The sequence below is a fragment of the Rhodanobacter sp. Soil772 genome (assembly GCF_001428385.1).
Classification (GTDB): Bacteria; Pseudomonadota; Gammaproteobacteria; order Xanthomonadales; family Rhodanobacteraceae; genus Rhodanobacter.
In genome coordinates this window covers 90744-108208 of record NZ_LMSK01000003.1, presented here as the reverse complement: position 1 = coordinate 108208, position 17465 = coordinate 90744, and the positions used below count along the sequence as shown (strand labels likewise).

At 67.8% G+C, this 17465-nt stretch carries 15 protein-coding genes; 9 read left to right on the top strand and 6 right to left on the bottom strand.

Going from position 1 to position 17465, the window contains the following annotated elements; genetic code table 11:
• Positions 1–148: 148 nt before the first annotated feature.
• On the top strand, positions 149–1141 hold the full coding sequence (locus tag ASG75_RS12130) for a diguanylate cyclase (protein ID WP_056390623.1): 993 nt from the start codon (positions 149–151) through the stop codon (positions 1139–1141).
• A 19-nt stretch (positions 1142–1160) separates the two neighbouring features.
• Here ASG75_RS12130 and ASG75_RS12125 read toward each other — a convergent pair whose 3' ends face one another.
• The 3 genes from ASG75_RS12125 to ASG75_RS12115 are packed head-to-tail and all read right to left on the bottom strand — an operon-like array spanning position 1161 to position 5068.
• Entirely contained in the window at positions 1161–1634 is a 474-nt protein-coding gene (locus tag ASG75_RS12125) for a hotdog fold domain-containing protein (RefSeq protein WP_056389656.1), read from the bottom strand.
• Between the two features lie 53 nt (positions 1635–1687).
• The gene (locus tag ASG75_RS12120; RefSeq protein WP_056389653.1) at positions 1688–4138 is read right to left on the bottom strand and encodes an acyl-CoA dehydrogenase; all 2451 of its coding nucleotides are present in this window, start codon (positions 4136–4138) and stop codon (positions 1688–1690) included.
• Between the two features lie 9 nt (positions 4139–4147).
• A complete protein-coding gene (locus tag ASG75_RS12115) occupies positions 4148–5068 on the bottom strand; it encodes an alpha/beta hydrolase (RefSeq protein ID WP_056389651.1) in 921 nt (306 codons plus the stop codon).
• A gap of 139 nt (positions 5069–5207) precedes the next feature.
• Here ASG75_RS12115 and ASG75_RS12110 point away from each other — a divergent pair, with 139 nt between their 5' ends.
• The 5 genes from ASG75_RS12110 (at position 5208) to ASG75_RS12090 (ending at position 9754) form a co-directional block, all read left to right on the top strand.
• Positions 5208–5786 carry a TetR/AcrR family transcriptional regulator gene (locus tag ASG75_RS12110; protein ID WP_056389649.1) on the top strand — a complete coding sequence of 193 codons (579 nt, stop codon included), beginning with the start codon at positions 5208–5210 and terminating at the stop codon, positions 5784–5786.
• Positions 5787–5912: 126 nt separating this feature from the next.
• A complete protein-coding gene (locus tag ASG75_RS12105; protein ID WP_056389646.1) occupies positions 5913–7697 on the top strand; it encodes a phosphoenolpyruvate carboxykinase (GTP) in 1785 nt (594 codons plus the stop codon).
• A 139-nt stretch (positions 7698–7836) separates the two neighbouring features.
• Positions 7837–8382: a sigma-70 family RNA polymerase sigma factor gene (locus ASG75_RS12100; protein WP_056389643.1), complete on the top strand. Its 546-nt coding sequence runs from the start codon at positions 7837–7839 to the stop codon at positions 8380–8382.
• A complete protein-coding gene (locus ASG75_RS12095; RefSeq protein ID WP_056389640.1) occupies positions 8379–8834 on the top strand; it encodes a hypothetical protein in 456 nt (151 codons plus the stop codon). The genes ASG75_RS12100 and ASG75_RS12095 overlap by 4 nt, the downstream gene beginning before the upstream one ends.
• A gap of 17 nt (positions 8835–8851) precedes the next feature.
• Positions 8852–9754 (top strand): DUF4097 family beta strand repeat-containing protein, encoded by a 903-nt coding sequence (locus ASG75_RS12090; protein WP_056389637.1) that lies wholly within the window; start codon positions 8852–8854, stop codon positions 9752–9754.
• An 85-nt stretch (positions 9755–9839) separates the two neighbouring features.
• On the opposite strand, the gene ASG75_RS12085 is transcribed toward ASG75_RS12090, so the two are convergent.
• The gene (locus tag ASG75_RS12085; RefSeq protein ID WP_056389634.1) at positions 9840–10748 is read right to left on the bottom strand and encodes a hypothetical protein; all 909 of its coding nucleotides are present in this window, start codon (positions 10746–10748) and stop codon (positions 9840–9842) included.
• A gap of 241 nt (positions 10749–10989) precedes the next feature.
• Between ASG75_RS12085 and ASG75_RS12080 the strand changes: the two genes are divergently transcribed.
• Positions 10990–13890 (top strand): EAL domain-containing protein, encoded by a 2901-nt coding sequence (locus tag ASG75_RS12080; RefSeq protein WP_056389629.1) that lies wholly within the window; start codon positions 10990–10992, stop codon positions 13888–13890.
• 15 nt (positions 13891–13905) lie between these two features.
• Here ASG75_RS12080 and ASG75_RS12075 read toward each other — a convergent pair whose 3' ends face one another.
• Positions 13906–14805, bottom strand: a complete 900-nt coding sequence (locus tag ASG75_RS12075; protein WP_056389626.1) for an Hsp33 family molecular chaperone HslO — start codon at positions 14803–14805, stop codon at positions 13906–13908.
• Positions 14806–14903: 98 nt separating this feature from the next.
• Between ASG75_RS12075 and mtgA the strand changes: the two genes are divergently transcribed.
• Positions 14904–15644, top strand: coding sequence for a monofunctional biosynthetic peptidoglycan transglycosylase (gene mtgA / locus ASG75_RS12070; protein ID WP_056389623.1), 741 nt, complete (start codon positions 14904–14906; stop codon positions 15642–15644).
• A 97-nt stretch (positions 15645–15741) separates the two neighbouring features.
• Positions 15742–16170, top strand: coding sequence for a CBS domain-containing protein (locus ASG75_RS12065; protein WP_056389618.1), 429 nt, complete (start codon positions 15742–15744; stop codon positions 16168–16170).
• A gap of 32 nt (positions 16171–16202) precedes the next feature.
• Here the strand turns inward: ASG75_RS12065 and ASG75_RS12060 are convergent, their stop codons facing one another.
• On the bottom strand, positions 16203–17465 hold the full coding sequence (locus tag ASG75_RS12060; RefSeq protein WP_056390620.1) for an MFS transporter: 1263 nt from the start codon (positions 17463–17465) through the stop codon (positions 16203–16205).

The following is a 17465-nucleotide window of genomic DNA, read 5'->3' as shown; positions in this document are numbered from 1 at the left end:
GCCAGTACGCACGGGCCGCGCTGCTCCGGCGTGGCAACCGACCCAGCTCGCTCGAACCCGACGGGATGATGCCACCGTTCACACCGGCTGCGACCGTCAACGGTTATGGTCGACCATGGAGAAACGCTCCGCCACCGACATGAACACGATGCTGCCGAAAATCCTGGTCGTCGACGACACCGCCGCCAACCTGGTCGCCATGCGTCGCCTCCTCGCCAACAGCGGCGCGCAGCTGTTCGAGGCACGCAACGGCAACGAGGCGCTGGCGCTGTGTCTGGACCACGAGTTCGCGCTGATCCTGCTCGACGTCAACATGCCCGACATGGACGGTTTCGAAGTGGCCGCCCTGTTGGGCGACGCCGAGCACCTGCGCGATACCCCGATCATCTTCGTCACCGCCGCCTACGCCGACGACATGAACCGGCTCAAGGGCTACCGCTCCGGTGCGGTGGATTACATCGCCAAGCCGATCAACGACGTGATCCTGCAGTCGAAGGTGCGCGTGTTCCTGGAGCTGTACGCGGCGCGCGCCAAGCTGCAGCACGCGCTGGACGAGCTGGCCGAACGCAACCGGCAACTGACCCAGGAGATCGCCGAGCGCGAGCTGATGGAGGCGATGGTGCGCCATCAGGCCCACCACGACGCCCTGACCGGCCTGCCGAACCGCATCCTGTTCCACGACCGCCTGCACGGCGCGATCCAGCGCGCGAACCGCCACCACAGCCAGTTCGCACTGGCCTGCATCGACATCGACGGTTTCAAGCACGTCAACGACAGCCACGGCCACGCCGCCGGCGACGCCCTGCTGCAGGAGATCGCCGCACGGCTGTTGGCGCACCTGCGCAGCAACGACACGGTGGCCCGGCTGGGCGGCGACGAATTCGCCCTGGTGCTCGAAGAAATCGAGGATCCGTCGCTGGCGCTGCAGCTGTGCGGAAAGTTGTGCGCGGCGCTGGGCGAGCCTTATGCGCTGAGCGTCAACGGCCACTTGATCGAGGTGCGTGTCGGCGCCAGCATCGGCATCGCGCCCTACCGGCCGACCGAATACCCCGACGCCGACGAACGGCTGATGCAGGCGGCCGACCGTGCCATGTACGAGGCCAAGCGCGGCGGCAAGAACCGCTGCGTGCTGGCGGACTGAACGCCCGCAGGCAACACGCTCAATCGCGCTTGCGCGGCGACACCCACATCAGCACGCGCGCCCGGAACACCGTCTCGCCAGCGTCGTCCACCACCTCCACCTTGACCGGCCACTCGTGGCCATCACCGGAGACGGGCGTGGCCAGCTCGGGCGTGGCGGTGCCGTGCAGCGTGCCCACCGCCTTCTTCAGGTACTCGACGCTCATGCCCTTGGGAATCCAGCGCATGTCCGCCGGAATGGTCGCATCGGTCATTACCCCGGCACTGAGTTCGGCCAGGTTGCACAGCGCGATCGCGTGCACGGTGCCGATGTGGTTGTGCACGCGCCGCCGGTCGCGGATGCGCACTTCGCAGCGGCCCGGTTCCAGCGCCACGAAACGCGGTGCGATGGTGGCGAAATACGGCGCCTTGAAACAGACCAGGCGCGAGAATATCCAGTGGCCCGCCGGCCAGCAGGTGATGCGGCGGTACAGCGACAACACCGAGGCGCTCATCGATCGTCCTCCGGGAAAAGAACCGGCCCGCAAAGCGGGCTGGTCGGTTCGACTTACGCGGCGTCGGCCCGCGTCTTGAACGCGCGCATCTCGTCGGTATCGAAGTCGTCCACCGAGATGAACTCGAACACGCCTTCGCGCACGCGCCTGAGCAGGTCGGCCTCGGCTTCCGAAACCACCCCGGCCTGCTGCGCCTCGGCAAGCTGGCCCAGGTAGTCGTGCGATTTGAACTGGCCGGACTTCAGCGCCTTGCCGAACTTGCGATCGACCGGCTCGGCGGCGATCACGTCCGGCAGCAGCGCCTTCATGCGGCCGATCGTGTTGTTCGCCGTGGGCGTGGTGTAGACCCAGTCGGTGAGACGGTCGAGCGCTTCGTTCGGCGCGGTGAGCAGCGCGGCGACGCGGCGGCCGAGGCGATCGGACGGTGGGACTTCGCGGCGACCCAGCGGGAACACCAGGGCGCGCAGCAGCCACGCCACCGGGCGCACCGGGAAGTTGCGGATCGCGCCGTCCAGCGCGTTCTGGATCAGCCACATGCACTCGTGGAAGCCCCAGGCCAGGAACGGACGATCGGCTTCCGGCCGGCCGTTGTCCTCATACTGCTTGAGCATGCTGCTGGCGATGTACAGGTAGCTGAGCACGTCGCCCAGGCGCGCCGACAACTTCTCCTTGAACTTCAGCTTGCCGCCGAGCACGCCCATAAACACGTCGGCGCACAGCGCCAGCGCGGCCGAATAACGGTCGAGCTTGCGGTAGTAGCGGCGGGTATAGGCATCGCCGGCGGTGTCGCCGATGCGTGCGCCGCTCACGCCCATCGCGAAGCTGCGCACCGCATTGGAGATGCCGAAGCCGATGTGGCCGAACAGCAGCCGGTCGAACGTCTTCAGCTGCTCGCCGCGGTCGGCGATCGACAGCGCCTGCATTTCCTTCAGCACATATGGATGGCAGCGGATCGCGCCCTGGCCGAAGATCATCAGGCTGCGCGTCATGATGTTGGCGCCTTCCACCGTGATCGCGATCGGCACTGCCGACCAGCCGCGACCGGCGTAGTTGCTCGGGCCCAGCTGCACCGCCTTGCCGCCGTGCACGTCCATGGTGTCGGCGGCGATCTGCCGCGCCCATTCGGTGGCGTGGTACTTCGCGATGGCCGACGGTACCGCCGGCTTCTCGCCGCGGTCGACCGCCGCCGCGGTGGCGCGCGACAGCGCGGCGGTGGCGTAGGTCAGGCCGCCGATGCGCGCCAGCGCTTCCTCGACACCCTCGAAGCGGGCCACCGCCAGGCCGAATTGCTTGCGCATGCGCGCGTACGCGCCGGTGGCTAGCGCCGAGGCGCGCATGCCGCCAGTGGCGTTCGACGGCAGCGAGATCGCGCGGCCCACCGACAGGCACTCGACCAGCATGCGCCAGCCGTGGCCGGCCATCTGCGGGCCACCGATCAGCACCGACAGCGGCGCGAACACGTCCTTGCCGCGGATCGGGCCGTTCTGGAACGGGACGTTCAACGGGAAGTGGCGGCGCCCGATTTCAAGGCCGGGCGTGGAACGCGGCAGCAGCGCCAGGGTGATGCCGAGGTCGTCCTTGTCGCCGAGCAGGTGCTCGGGATCGAACATGCGGAAGGCCAGGCCGACCACGGTGGCGACCGGCGCCAGCGTGATGTAGCGCTTGTCGAAAGTGAGCCTGATGCCGAGCATCTCGACGCCGTCGACCAGCTGCTTGCAGACGATGCCGGTATCGGGAATCGAGGTGGCGTCGGAACCGGCGTACGGGCCGGTCAGCGCGAAGCAGGGAATTTCCTCGCCCACCGCCAGGCGCGGCAGATAGTGGTTTTTCTGCTCGTCGCTGCCGTAGTGCAGCAGCAGTTCGGCCGGCCCGAGCGAGTTCGGCACCGCCACCGTCGAGGCGACCGTGGCCGACATGCTGTTGAGTTTCTGCAGCACCGCCGAATGCGCCAGCGCGGAGAACTCAAGGCCGCCGTACCGCTTCGGGATGATCATGCCGAAGAAGCGGTTCTTCTTGATGAAGTCCCAAACGTTCGGCGGCAGGTCGGCCAGTTCGTGGGTGATCTGCCAGTCGTCGATCATCCCGCACAGCTCTTCCACCGGGCCGTCCATGAAGGCCTGCTCCTCCACGCTCAGTTCGGGCTTGGGCTGCTTCAGCAGTTCGTGCCAGTCCGGTTTGCCGGAAAACAGTTCGCCCTCGAAACCGACGGTGCCGGCTTCCAGCGCGGTCTGCTCGGTCTCCGACAGCTTCGGCGTGACCTTGGCGAACAGCTTCAGCAGCGGCAGGCTGATCTGCTTGCGGCGAAAGTCCACCAGCAGCAGCGGCAGCGCGATCGCCAGCTCGACGATCAGTAGGATCGCCATGGCCCACGGTGCACGAGCCAGCAGCCCCACCACCAGCGTGGCGACGATCGTGACGATCGCCCAGGTGCGCAGGCTGCTGCGGTGATAGGCGCAGGCGCCGGAGGCTATCAATGCCGCCAGCAGGGTCAGTATCACGGACATCTCAACACCTCATTGCGATTGAACGGCGCCGGCGACTCGCCGGCCGGCGGGTAATGGATCAAGACTCTGCACGAAGCGCACAACCTCGCGCGTGAAGGCATCATTCGCGTCGCCGGCCACCATGTGGGTGGCGTGCGGCAGTTCCACATGCTGCGCATGCGGTACCAACTGCAGGAATTCGTCGACGGTGGCGCGCGACACCACGTCGCTGCGCGCACCCGAGAGCAGCAGCACGGGCACGGAGATCTTCGTCGCGGCGGCTTGCAGGCGCGGCTGGTAGCGCTCGCTTTCCTGCACCAGGTCGCCGGCCAGCAGAGCTGGATCCCAGTGCCAGCGCAAGCGGCCGTCGGCACACTCGCGCAGCAGCGGGCGCAGCTGCTGCTCGCTCTTGCGTTCGCGCCGCTGCGGCAGGTAGGCGGCGATCTGTTCGGCCGCGTCGGCGTAGTTCGCGAAGCCGTCCGGATGCGCCTGCATGAAGGCGAGGATGCGTTCCACGCCGGCGGTTTCCCAGCGCGGCGTGATGTCGACCAGCACCAGGGCGCGGAACAGCGATGGCCGTACCTCGCCGGCCAGCACGATGCCGAGCAGGCCACCCATCGAGGCGCCCACCAGGATCGGCGGCTGCGGTTGCGCCGCAGCCAGCCGCAGCAGGTCGTCGGCGAACTGGTCCATGTGATAGCCACGTTTGGAATCCGCGCCGCCGGGCACCCGATCGCTTTCGCCATGGCCGCGCGTGTCGAACGTGACGCAGCGGCAACCCGCCTGCGCCAGCGCCGCGGCTGCGCCGTTCCAGGCGCCGCGGGTCTGGCCGAAACCATGCGCGAACAGCAGCGCCGGGCTGCCTTCGGGGCAACGCGTCTCCACCGCCAGACTCAGGTCGGCGACGGGAAAGCGGCTGACAGCATGGGAAGCGTGGGCATCGTTGACCATACGGAAGAGTATGGATTGCCTCGGCAAGCGCCGTCAACCACACCGCGGCGCATCCCCGGCGGGGCAGCAAATTGCCATGACATTCAGGCGGATGGATGCCACACATTACAAATGCACAGGGTGTGGCTACCATACGCACATGAATGTCAGTAGCAAGCCAGAACGCACCCGCCTGTCGGCGGAGGATTGGGAACTTGCCGCCCTGCAGCTGATTGCCGAACACGGCGTCGGTGCGCTGGCCGTGGAGGCGCTGGCGCGCCAACTGGGCGTGACCAAGGGCAGTTTCTACTGGCATTTCCGCACCCGCGAAGCCCTGCTGCACGCCGCGCTGGAGCGCTGGGAGCAGTACGGCGAACGCGAGGTGCTGGGCCAGATCGAACAGATCAGCGACCCGCGCAAGCGCCTGCCCGAACTGTTCCGCCGGGTTGCGCACGAACTGCAGCCGCACCGCGTATACGCCGCGCTGCTGAAGGCGCTCGATCATCCGCAGGTGGTGCCGGTGATGGCGCGCGTATCGCAGCGGCGGATGGAATTCCTCACCACTGCCTATCGCGAAGCCGGGCTGGCCCCGCCGCAGGCGCTGAACCGGGCGCGGCTGACCTATGCCGCCTACGTCGGTTTCCTGCAGCTGAACTTCACCCTGGGCCTGCCGCGGCTCAACCATGAAGAGTTCGATGCCTACGTCGAACACATGATCACGACCCTCATCCCGGCCTGAGCGGATCCGCCGAAAAGCCCCGAACGGCGCCATCTGGCGCCGTTTTTGTTGCATCGGACCTTGCAATACCAGTACCCGCAAACTACCGTTTCCGATCACTTTTTCTGAAAACCTCAAGGGGACACGATGGCCAGCAAGCTGGAAGCGCTCGAACAGTGGGTCAACCAGGCGGCGGCGCTGACCCGCCCCGCGCAGATTCACTGGTGCGATGGCTCGGACGCCGAATACCGGACCCTGGTGCAACAGATGCTGGCCGACGGCACCCTGATCGAGCTGAACCAGCAGACCCATCCGGGCTGCTACCTGCACCGTTCGCACCCCTCCGATGTCGCCCGCGTCGAGCAACTGACCCTGGTCTGCCATCCGGACAAGGACGACGCCGGCCCGAACAATCACTGGATGGCCCCGGCCGACGCGCACGCGAAGATCGACGCGCTGTTCGACGGCTGCATGGAAGGCCGCACCATGTACGTGATCCCGTACTGCATGGGCCCGATCGACTCGCCGCTGGCGCGCTGCGGCGTCGAGATCACCGACAGCCCTTACGTGGTCGCCAACATGAAGATCATGACCCGCATGGGCGCCGCCGCGCAGGTGCGGATCGAGCGCGAAGGTTCGTTCGTGAAGGGCCTGCACTCGGTCGGCGAACTTGATCCCGCACGCCGCTGGATCATGCACTTCCCGGCCGAGCTGTCGATCAAGTCGTACGGCTCCGGCTACGGCGGCAACGCGCTGCTGGGCAAGAAGTGCCACGCGCTGCGCATCGCCAGCAACCAGGCGCGCAGCGAAGGCTGGCTGGCCGAACACATGCTGATCGTGGGCATCGAGAATCCGCAGGGCGAGACGCACTACGTCGCCGCCGCCTTCCCGTCCGCCTGCGGCAAGACCAACCTGTCGATGCTGATTCCGCCGGAAGGCTACCTGCGCGATGGCTGGAAGGTGTGGACGGTCGGCGACGACATCTGCTGGATGCGCCCCGGCGCGGATGGACGGCTGTACGCGATCAACCCGGAGGCCGGCTTCTTCGGCGTGGCACCGGGCACCAGCGACGCCACCAACCACAATGCCATGAAGAGCATCTCGCACGACACCATCTTCACCAACGTCGCCGTCACCGCCGACAACCAGCCATGGTGGGAAGGCCTGCCCGGCACCCCGGTCACCGACTGGCAGGGACGTCCGTACGACCCGGCCAACGGCCCGGCCGCGCATCCGAACTCGCGCTTCACGGTCAGCGCGAAGCAGTGCCCGACCTGGTCCGAGATGGCCGAAGCCGCGCAAGGCGTGCCGATCAGCGCGATCGTGTTCGGCGGCCGTCGCCCGTCGCTGCTGCCGCTGGTGATGGAAGCACGCGACTGGACCCACGGCGTGCTGATGGGCGCCGCGATGGGCTCGGAAACCACCGCCGCCGCCGCCGGCGCGGTCGGCGTGCTGCGTCGCGACTCGATGGCGATGAAGCCGTTCTGCGGCTACCACTACGGCGACTACTTCGCGCACTGGCTGGCGTTCGACCAACCCGGCGCGAAGCTGCCGAAGATCTTCCACGTCAACTGGTTCCGCAAGGGCGCCGACGGCAAATTCCTGTGGCCGGGCTTCGGCGACAACCTGCGCGTGCTGGAGTGGATGATCAACCGCGCCGAAGGCCGCGTGAGCGGCGTCGAGACGCCAATCGGCATCCTGCCCGGTGAGGGCGAGCTGAAGCTGGACGGGCTCCAGCTCGACCACGCCAGGCTCGATGCATTGCTCGACGTGGACACCGCAGGCTGGCAGGCCGAGTTGGCCGCCATCGGCGAATACCTCGAGAGCTTTACCCCACGCCTGCCCGAACGCCTGCGCCAGGAACAGCAGCGCGTGGCCCAGGCGCTGGACGACGAAGCCGGCCAGTCGCGCCGCGGAGCCGTCGCCTCCTGAGCCTGTTCACGGGCAGGTCGCCACGACCTGCCCGTGATGTTTGCAGGCCCGCCACTGCGGCGGCTGTTCAAACCCTTTTGCGCAACGCCGCATCCAAGCTGGCAAGATGATCGTCGCCTGCCCTGCCCTTGGAAGCTCCATGTCGCCTGCCTCAGCGGGAGCGAACGACAGCAATGACGTGCGCGCCGCGGCCTCCGGCGATCGCCACGCATTCCAGCGGCTGTACCAGCTGCACGTCGGCCGCGTACACGGCGCGGTGTACCGGCTCGCCGGCTACGACCACGCGCGCGCCGAGGACCTCACCCAGGATGCGTTCATCCGCGCCTGGCAGAAACTGCCCGGCTTCCGCCATGAAAGCGCGTTCGGCACCTGGCTGTACCGGCTCGCGGTGAACGTGGCGCTGATGGACATCCGCGCCCGCGGCGCCGACCCGGTCAGCATGCTCGACGACGAGCATCTGCCGGACACCGGCGAAACACCGTTCTGCGCCGCCGAACGCGAGGAACTGGAACGCGCGATCGGCCAGCTGCCGCCACGCGCCCGCGCCGTGCTGGTACTGCACGATATCGAGGGCTGGCGGCACGAGGACATCGGCAACGAACTGGGCATGGCGGTCGGCACCTCGAAAGCGCAACTGCATCGCGCCCGCGGCCTGCTGCGCAAAGTATTGGGAGAAAGCTCATGAACGAATTCGAATGGCGCCGTCAGATGCGCGACCTGCGCCAGCCGCTCACGCCGCAGCGCGACCTGTGGGCCTCGATCGACGCCGCACTGGACAACGCCGAGCGCACGCAAGTGCCCGCGAACCTGGCCTTGCGCGAGCCCCGGTCGACGCATCGCCGGCGCTGGCTGGCCGCCGCCAGCCTCGCTGCCTCGCTGCTGCTGGCCGGCGGCATCGGCTGGCGCACGCTGCAGGTACCGACAGCCGCGCCGATCGCCGGCAACGCGAAGGCTCCGGCAAGCTGGAAACCATCGGACCCGCGCCTCGCCGGCGCCGCGGTCGAACTGGACGCCGCGCGGATGGAACTGCAGCTGGCGATCCAGCAGGCGCCGGATTCACCGTCACTGCAACGCCTGCTCGGCCGCACCAAACAGCAACAGACGCAACTGCGCCAACTGGCCAACCAGGCCGGCTGATACCACCAGGAACGACCATGAAAACCGCCCGCTACCTTCCCCTGCTGCTGTGCTTCTGCATCGGCCAGGCCCTGGCCGACACGCCGATCCAGTTGCGCCACGACGCCACCCCGACTGCCCACGTCAGCATCAGCAACATCGCCGGCACGGTGAACGTGATCGCGTGGGACCGTAACGAGGTGCAGGTCAGTGGCCGGCTCGGCGACGGCGCCAAGCCGCTGGCAATCACCGGCAGCAACGGCAACCTGGAAATCAAGGTCGAGCCGCAAGGCGGCTCCGGCTGGTTCAACTGGGGCGGCGACAGCAGGATGGCGCCGACCACGCTGGAACTGCACGTACCCACGGCGGCCTCGCTCGACGTCGACGTGATCAGTGCGCCGCTGGTCATCGACGGCATGGACGGCGGCGGCATCCAGGTCAATACGGTCAGCGGCAAGGCGCGCATCAATGCACGCACGCCCTCACTGAAGGTGGACAGCGTCAGCGGCGGCATCGAGCAGGCAGGGCATGCCGAGCAGGCCGAACTGCAGACCGTCAGCGGCGAGATCCTGGCCCCGGCGCTGGGCGGCAACGTCGAGCTGCAGACCATCTCCGGCCGTATCCAGGCCAACGGCGGGCCGTGGCAGAAGCTCACTCTCAGCACGGTATCCGGCGATGTGCAGATCACCGGCGCCCTGGCAGCCGGCGGCAGCATCGGCATCGACAGCATGAGCGGCGACGTGCAGCTTCAACTGCCCGCGAACACCTCCGCCAGCCTGCACGCCAGCAGTTTCAGCGGCGACCTGCGCAGCGATTTCGGCACACCAAAGGAGCCCGAACACGGCCCCGGCAGCTCGCTGGATGTCCGCCTCGGCACTAGTACCGGCAAGATCAACATCGAGACCTTCAGCGGCGACCTGCGCGTGCGCAAGCAGGACTGAGCGCGGCCCACTCTCCCCGAAACGAAAAACGCCGTCGCATGGCGACGGCGTTTTCATGATGCATCGGAAAACACGACCCGACCGCTCAGAGATCCTGGTGATACTGCACGTACGGCGTGCGCGACTGGTCCGGCTCCGGACCCGCCGGCGTATTCGCCGGGGCACCGGACGACCACAGGTTCTGCGCACCGACGCTCAGCGAGCCGCGCCACGGCAGGCGCCAGGTCACGCCCAGGTCGATGCTGTTCCAGCGACGATCCGCGTTGAGACCGCCCGGGATGCCGGCCTGCGGCTGCATCGTGCGGCCGATCAGCACGCCGCTCAGCGGGCCGTGGTCGACACCGAAACTCAATGCCTTCTGGTCCAGCGTGTCGACGCCGAGCAGGTTGCCCGGCAGCAGGTGGATGCGGCCCACGCTGGCACCCAGGTCGATGCCGCTCTTGTTGCCCAGGGCCAGCCGGCCGTGTGCGTTGAGCTGGGAGCTGCTGTCGAAACTGGACAGACCGTCCACGCCCGGCGCGGCACCCGGCAGTACGCGCGGCAATACGTTCTTGTTCGGCGTGGTGTTGCTGCCGACGCTGACACCCACGCTGTAGCGGCCGGCGTCATAAGTGGCGCCCACTTCGCTGCCGAGCACGCGCAGACCCGGATTCGCCCACGAATGTTCGCTGACCTCCGCATGCGCCTGCAGCCGCGGCCCCAGCCCGTATTCCACGCCGGTCGTCATCACCGTGGAGGCGTCCACCACCCGCAGCGCCAGCGGCGCATTCTTGCGCAGGGCTTCGGCACCGGTGCTGCGTTCCGCCTTGAGCGCCAGCAGGCGGCCATCGGCACCGCGCCACAACGGCACCATGACGCCGGGCTCGACCTCGGTCATCTGGTCCGGTGGCTGCGCCAGCAGACGCTGCGCCATGTCACTGTCGCCGCCCACAGACTGCCCGGCCGCGGTGAGCGGCAACAGCAAGATCAGCAGCAGGGCGGGCAGGCGACGCATGGGTATGAACCGAGACTCACTCAATGGAGGATACTTGGGCCTCACTATACCTCGTTTTACGTTTTACTAACACCCTGAAAACCCGCCCCAACGCACAAAACGGCAGGGTTCGATCCCCATTTTGACCCCACCCTCATCCGCGGGTTCCCATCCCCGGAAACTGGCGAGGAAACAGACTTACACGATATAAAGGCATGCCACATCGATCCAGTCAGGTTGCCCCGGAAACAGTCCCAGCCCAATGAGCGCCACGCCGACGACCCGTTCATCCCAACCACCACCGGTGGCTCGGGATCTTGCGGCCCTGCACGCGGCGGTGGAACGGCTGTTCGAGGCGCCCGACGCCGCCGGCGTGATGGAAGTCTGCGAACTCATGCTGGGCAACTTCGACATCCATGGCCGGTTGCGCTGGCGACGCATGGACGAACAACCCGCCCACCTGGCCGGGCAACTGGACCTGGCGGAAGATCCGCAAGGCCCGCGCACCCTGATGCTCGAATGGGCCGACCTGCCGCTGTCCGAGGTCGCGCGCGACCGACTGGACTGGCTGGGCCGGCTGGCCGACATCCGCCTGCGTCAGCTGGCCGAGACCAGCCGCCTGTACGAGGCGATCTCGCGCCTGGCCCTGGCCGAACGGCTGCAACGCGCGCTCTACGCGATCGCCGAGCAGGCCGGCGCCGAGCACGACATGCCCGAGATGATGCGCTCGCTGCACGCCATCGTCGGCAGCCTGATGTACGCGGAAAACTTCTACATCGTGCTGTACGACGCGGCCACCGATACCGTCCGCTTTCCCTATTACGTCGACATCGCCGATACCGACCCGCCGCCGCCGGACCAGAGCCTGCCGCTGCACGACATGCTGCACAGCCTGACCTGGAACCTGCTGCAGGAAGGCCGCCCGCTGATGGGCTCGTTCGAGGAACTGCGGCAGCAGTTCGGCGACCGCTTCGTGCCGATCGGCCCCAGTTGCGAGCACTGGCTGGGTGCGCCGCTGCTGCGTGCCGGCCGCGTCGTCGGCGGCATCGTGATGCAGAGCTACCGCGCCGACACCCACTACTCGCGGCACGACCTGGAACTGCTGAACTACGTGGCCCAGCACGTGCAGACCGCGCTGGAGCGGCGCGAGGCGCACATCGAGCTGGGACGCCGGGTAACCGACCGCACCGCCGCGCTACGCGAGGCGAACCGCGTGCTGCGCCAGCAGGTGCTGCAGCGCCAACGCGGCGAGCGCCTGCAGGCGGCGCTGTTCCGCATCGCCGAGCTGGCCAACACCTCGGACAGCCTGGACAAGTTCTACGCCGCCATGCACCAGGTGATCAGCGGCCTGCTGTACGCGCGCAACTTCTACATCGCGCTGGTCGACGAAGAGAACGGCCACCTCACCTTCCCCTATTCGGTGGACGATGTGGACAGCGTGCGCCCGCCGCGCGCGCATGGCCGCGGTGCCACCGAGTACGTGCTGCGCCACGCCATGCCGCTGCTGGCCACGCCGGTGGAAATCGACCGGCTCAGCGCGCTGGGCGAGATCAGCCACTTCGGCGCACGCTCGGTGTGCTGGCTCGGCGTGCCGCTGATCTGGGGCGGCAAGGCGATGGGCGTGCTGGCGCTGCAAAGCTACTCGCCCGAGCACACCTACAACGAGCGCGACCAGGAGCTGCTGACCTTCGTCAGCTACCACATCGCCAACGCGCTGCAGCGCAAGCAGGCCGCGGCGTCGCTGAAACACGCCTACGCCGGGCTGGAGCGCCGCGTCACCGAGCGCACCCGCGCGCTGGCGCTGGCCAATCGCGACCTGCGCGAACAGATCGCCGAGCGCGAGCGCGTCGAGCGCCGGCTGAAATACGAGACCCTGCACGACTCGCTAACCGGCCTGCCGAACCGCACCCTGCTGCTGCAAAGGCTGGAACAGGCGATGCAGCGCTATGTCGCGAACCCGAACGAACAGTTCGCCGTGCTGTTCATCGACCTGGACCGGTTCAAGGTGATCAACGACTCGGTCGGTCACCTGGTCGGCGACGACCTGCTGTTCCAGGTCGGCGGCCGCATCCGCGCCTGCCTGAAGACGCGCGACGTGGTCGCGCGCCTGGGCGGCGACGAATTCGCGGTGCTGCTGGAAGGCATCGTCGAGACCAACAAGGCAACCCTGATCGCCGAGCGCATCATCAGCGAACTGCAGACGCCGTTCCGGCTCGGCACCAAGGAGATCTTCACCTCCGCCTCGATCGGCATCGCCCTGTCCAGCCCGCATTACCGCCAGCCCGAGGAATTGCTGCGCGACGCCGACGCGGCGATGTACAACGCGAAGGACGGCGGCCGCCATCGCGCGGCGATGTTCGACGACCGCCTGCGCCGCGAGGCGCTGTCGCTGCTGGACATGGAGAGCGACCTGCGCCACGCGCTCAGTCGCAACGAGTTCGAGCCGTTCTACCAGCCGATCGTGGAACTGGCCGACGGCCGCGTCACCGGCTACGAGGCGTTGCTGCGCTGGCACCACCCGGAGCGCGGCCTGCTGGCGCCGAACGACTTCCTGCTGATCGCCGAGGAGTGCGGCTGTGCCGAGGCAATCGACTGGCAGATCTTCGAACAGGTGTGCACCCAGGCGGTGCGGCTGATCGGCACCGAGGGCTTCATCAGCATCAACGTGTCCGGCCGGCACTTCCGCTCGGCCGACCTCGACCAGCGGCTGCTGGCACTGTTCGACCAGTACGCCGTGCCGACGCGCTGCATCCGCATCGAGGTCACCGAGCACGCGTTGCTGGAGAACCCGACCCAGGTCAAGCAGATGCTGCAGAACCTGCGCAGCCACGGCGTCGGCATCGCGCTGGACGACTTCGGCACCGGCTATTCCTCGCTCAGCTACCTGCACCAGTACCCGTTCGAGACGCTGAAGATCGACCGCTCGTTCATCACCGAACTGCCGCCCGACGACGCCGAGACGCAAGGCCTGGCGCTGGTGCGCGCGATCCAGGTACTGGCCGACTCGCTGCGGATGAAGGTGATCGCCGAAGGCATCGAGGAAGAGTCGCAGCGGCAGGCGCTGCTGCGCGTCGGCTGCCGCTACGGCCAGGGCTTCCTGTTCGCCGAACCGCAGCCCGCCGGCACCTGGCTCAGCGCAGACCGGCCACTGTTGCTGGCCTGACCGAACGTCCTCGTCTCACTGCGGCGTGCCCGGCGCACCGGGTGCCGCGCTCTCGCTGAGCAGGTGCTCGGCATCGATGCGGTCGAAGTGATAGCGCTGTGCGCAGAACTCGCAGACCACCTCGATCTCGTCGCCGCGGGCGACCAGCGCCGCCTCCACCTCGTCGCGCCCGAGCGAGCGCAGCATCGACGTGACCCGCTCGCGGCTGCAGCTGCAGCCGAACGCCAGCGGGCGCGGTTCGAACAGGCGCACCGACTCCTCGTGGTAGAGCCGATACAGCAACTGCTCCGGCGCGATGGCCAGCAGTTCCTGCGCGCCCAGCGTGGCGGTCAGGTGCACCACGCGATTCCACGCGTCGTCGTCCCGCACGGCATCGCGGCCGCCTTCGCCCGGCATCTTCTGCAGCATCAGGCCAACCGCATGTTCGCCGTCGGCGGCCAGCAGGATCCGCGCCGGCAATTGTTCGGACTGCACGAAATAGTCTTCCAGCGAACCGGCCAGGTCGGCGTGCTGCAGGTCGACCAGGCCCTGGTAACGCTGGCCGCGATCCACGTTGCCGATGGTGATCGCCATGATCGCGTCGGCCAGTGCATCCAGCGCCAGCGGTTCGGATAGCGGTTCGTTCCAGCGCGCCAGCCCGCGCAGGCGGCCCTGGTCGCTGCACTCGGCAAACAGCAGGCGCAACGCGTCCGAACTCTTCAGCTCGATCGACAGCGTGCCGTCCAGCTTGATGCTGCCGGTCAGCAGCGCGCTGGCGGCCAGCGCCTCGCCCAGCAGGGCGTGCAGCGCCGGCGGATAATCGGCGCGACCAGCCACTTCGCGCCAGGCCGGCCCCAGCCGCACCAGGGCACCGCGCACGCCTGCGCGTTCCAGCAGGAAGCGATGCAGTACGTCTTCGACAGGCAGGTTTTCCACGGCGGATGGTCTCGTTGAGGGCAAGTGCGACAGATGGGGGCGCGACGGCATCCGGACAACGCCCCTTATACTGCCCGCATCTTCCCACGCGTACCGCCATGCCCTCTCCGTTCCGCCGCGTCCCGCTGGTTCGTCTGTTGCGTGCGCTGGCGATCCTGCTGCTCGCCTGGCTGGCGCTGAGCTGGCTGGTGGTGCTGGTGCTGCGCTTCGTGCCGCCGTGGACGTCGGCGGTGATGATGCAGCGCCAGCTCGGCGCGTGGATCCACGGCGAGAAGGACTTCCGGCTGCGCCAGCACTGGGTGCCGTGGACGCAGGTGTCGGCCTGGGTGCCGCTGGCGATGGTGGCCGGCGAAGACCAGAAGTTTCCCTATCACCACGGCTTCGACCTCGACTCCATCCAGGACGCACTCGACGCGGCCGACGACGGCAGGCGCCTGCGCGGCGCCAGCACGATCAGCCAGCAGACCGCCAAGAACCTGTTCCTGTGGAACGGCCGCAGCTTCGTGCGCAAGGGGCTGGAGGCGTACTTCACCGTGCTGATCGAACTGACTTGGCCGAAGCAGCGCATCCTCGAGGTGTACATGAACATCGCCGAGCTGGGCAACGGCATCTATGGCGTGGGCGCAGCCAGCGAGGCGTACTTCCACACCACGCCGGCGCGGCTCGGACCGGCCCAGGCCGCCCGCCTGGCCGCGGTGCTGCCGAGCCCGCGGCGCCTGCATGCGGACCGGCCCAGCGCCTACGTGCAACGCCGCGCGAACTGGATTCAGCGACAGATGTACCAGCTCGGCGGGCCCGCCTATATCGAGGGCCGCGTGCCGCCGCGCGCCCCGCACTGACCCGCTGCGCGGATTCACAACTTCACTACACGCCGGCGCGACGGCGGCGCTAGACTCAAGCCCAGACGGCCCGCCCGGGCCGGTGGGGGACCCAAGCATGAGCCAGGTCAAACATCTGCTGCAAGGCAAGGGCAACGCGATCTACAGCATTGCACCGGATGCGCCCGTACTCGAGGCGATCAAGCACATGGCCGAGCATCGGATCGGCGCGCTGCTGGTGATGCACGGCGAGCAGCTGGTCGGCGTCATGTCCGAACGCGACTACGCGCGCAAGGTGATCCTGCAGGGCCGTTCCTCGTCGCAGACTGCCGTGTCCGACATCATGAGCAGCAACCCGCTGACCGTCGGCCCGGATACCGACGTGTTCGACTGCATGCGCCTGTGCACCGACAGCCGCATCCGCCACCTGCCGGTGGTACAGGACGGCAAGGTGGTCGGGGTGATCTCGATCGGCGACCTGGTCAAGGCGGTGATCGACGCGCAGGCCGAGCAGATCGAGCACCTGCAGCGCTACATCACCAGCTAGGCCGGGATTCGGGATTCGGAAAAGCCATCGACTCAAACCGGGGCTTTCGCATCCCCGACGACGGGTGCGTGTTCGTCCGGCGCCAGGTCCGGCGACCAGCCGGCACGCCGGGCCACCATCGCCGCCAGCGTGGCGACGCCGACACCGGCCAGGGCCAGGCCGCCGATGCCCCAGCCCAGCCCGCGCAAGCCGCTCACCGCGCTGGTCACCACCACGTCACCGAAGCGCCACACCGCCGTCTCGACGAAATTCTTGCCCTTGTAGCGCGTCTCGCGCGGCACCCGCGTATACAGCGCATCCACCGCCGGCTTGGTCATGCCGTAGGCGAAACCACGCGTGATCACGCTCATCAGCGCCAGCAGCGGCACGCTGTAACCAAGCAGCAGCAGATTGCCGCCGCCGATCAAGGCCACGCCTGCCAGCAGCACCACGTTCACCAGCGCGGGCAACAGCAAACCCCAACCGGCGCCATGGCGGATCAGCAGCCAGCGGGTCAGGCTCAGCTGCAGCAGCGCGCCGAGCAGGTTGGTGGCCAGGTCGAGGTCGTTGTAGAACGCCGTACGCGCCACGGTATCGGTGAAATGCGCCTTCGCGTAGTCAGCCACCAGCGCATAGGCCAGCGTGCCGATGCCGTCGCCGAACAGCATCAGCAAGGCCATGTAGCGCAGGAACGGGCGCGACCACAGCTCCCTGATGCCGGCCCACAGCGAGCCGCCGATGGCCTCCTCGCCATGACTGCCCGGCTGCCGGTCATGCTGCGCGGAGAGCCGCAGCAGCAACGCCAGCGACAGCGACAACGCCAGCGCGGAGACCAGCAGCAAAGGCGCCACGCCGATCAGCTGCACCAGCAGCTTGGTCACCAGCGGGCCGAAGATCGCGCCGCCCATGCCGCCCAGCGCGATCAGCGAAAATACCTGGCGCGCGTTGCCGCTGTTGAAGATGTCGGCCATGAAGCTCCAGAACAGCGACACCACGAACAGGTTGAACACGCTGATCCAGACGAAGAACACCACGCCCAGTTCGCGCGCGCCGATGCGCTCCTGCGCCATGAACGCGGGCACGAACGCGAGCAGGCACAGGATGAAGAAGCTGTAGCTCCAGCCGAGCAACTGCCGGCGCGGAAAGCGCGCCACCAGCAGGCCGAACACCGGCGTCAGCAGCAGCATCACCACGAACACCGCACCGTAGAACAGCGGCAGCGACTGCGAGCCCACCGCACCGCTCAGCTGATTCCCGACCGGCCGGATGATGTAGTACGAGGTCATCACGAAGAAGAACGCCAACGCGGACAGCAT

Excerpts from the sequence above, each read along its gene's own strand:
- ASG75_RS12115 (WP_056389651.1), bottom strand. The coding sequence starts at position 5,068 with ATGGTCAACGATGCCCACGCTTCCCATGCTGTCAGCCGCTTTCCCGTC.
- ASG75_RS12085 (WP_056389634.1), bottom strand. The coding sequence starts at position 10,748 with ATGCGTCGCCTGCCCGCCCTGCTGCTGATCTTGCTGTTGCCGCTCACC.
- ASG75_RS12090 (WP_056389637.1), top strand. The coding sequence starts at position 8,852 with ATGAAAACCGCCCGCTACCTTCCCCTGCTGCTGTGCTTCTGCATCGGC.
- ASG75_RS12095 (WP_056389640.1), top strand. The coding sequence starts at position 8,379 with ATGAACGAATTCGAATGGCGCCGTCAGATGCGCGACCTGCGCCAGCCG.
- ASG75_RS12125 (WP_056389656.1), bottom strand. The coding sequence starts at position 1,634 with ATGAGCGCCTCGGTGTTGTCGCTGTACCGCCGCATCACCTGCTGGCCG.
- ASG75_RS12065 (WP_056389618.1), top strand. The coding sequence starts at position 15,742 with ATGAGCCAGGTCAAACATCTGCTGCAAGGCAAGGGCAACGCGATCTAC.
- ASG75_RS12120 (WP_056389653.1), bottom strand. The coding sequence starts at position 4,138 with ATGTCCGTGATACTGACCCTGCTGGCGGCATTGATAGCCTCCGGCGCC.
- mtgA (WP_056389623.1), top strand. The coding sequence starts at position 14,904 with ATGCCCTCTCCGTTCCGCCGCGTCCCGCTGGTTCGTCTGTTGCGTGCG.
- ASG75_RS12060 (WP_056390620.1), bottom strand. The coding sequence starts at position 17,465 with ATGCTGTCCGCGTTGGCGTTCTTCTTCGTGATGACCTCGTACTACATC.
- ASG75_RS12110 (WP_056389649.1), top strand. The coding sequence starts at position 5,208 with ATGAATGTCAGTAGCAAGCCAGAACGCACCCGCCTGTCGGCGGAGGAT.
- ASG75_RS12080 (WP_056389629.1), top strand. The coding sequence starts at position 10,990 with ATGAGCGCCACGCCGACGACCCGTTCATCCCAACCACCACCGGTGGCT.
- ASG75_RS12130 (WP_056390623.1), top strand. The coding sequence starts at position 149 with ATGCTGCCGAAAATCCTGGTCGTCGACGACACCGCCGCCAACCTGGTC.
- ASG75_RS12105 (WP_056389646.1), top strand. The coding sequence starts at position 5,913 with ATGGCCAGCAAGCTGGAAGCGCTCGAACAGTGGGTCAACCAGGCGGCG.
- ASG75_RS12100 (WP_056389643.1), top strand. The coding sequence starts at position 7,837 with ATGTCGCCTGCCTCAGCGGGAGCGAACGACAGCAATGACGTGCGCGCC.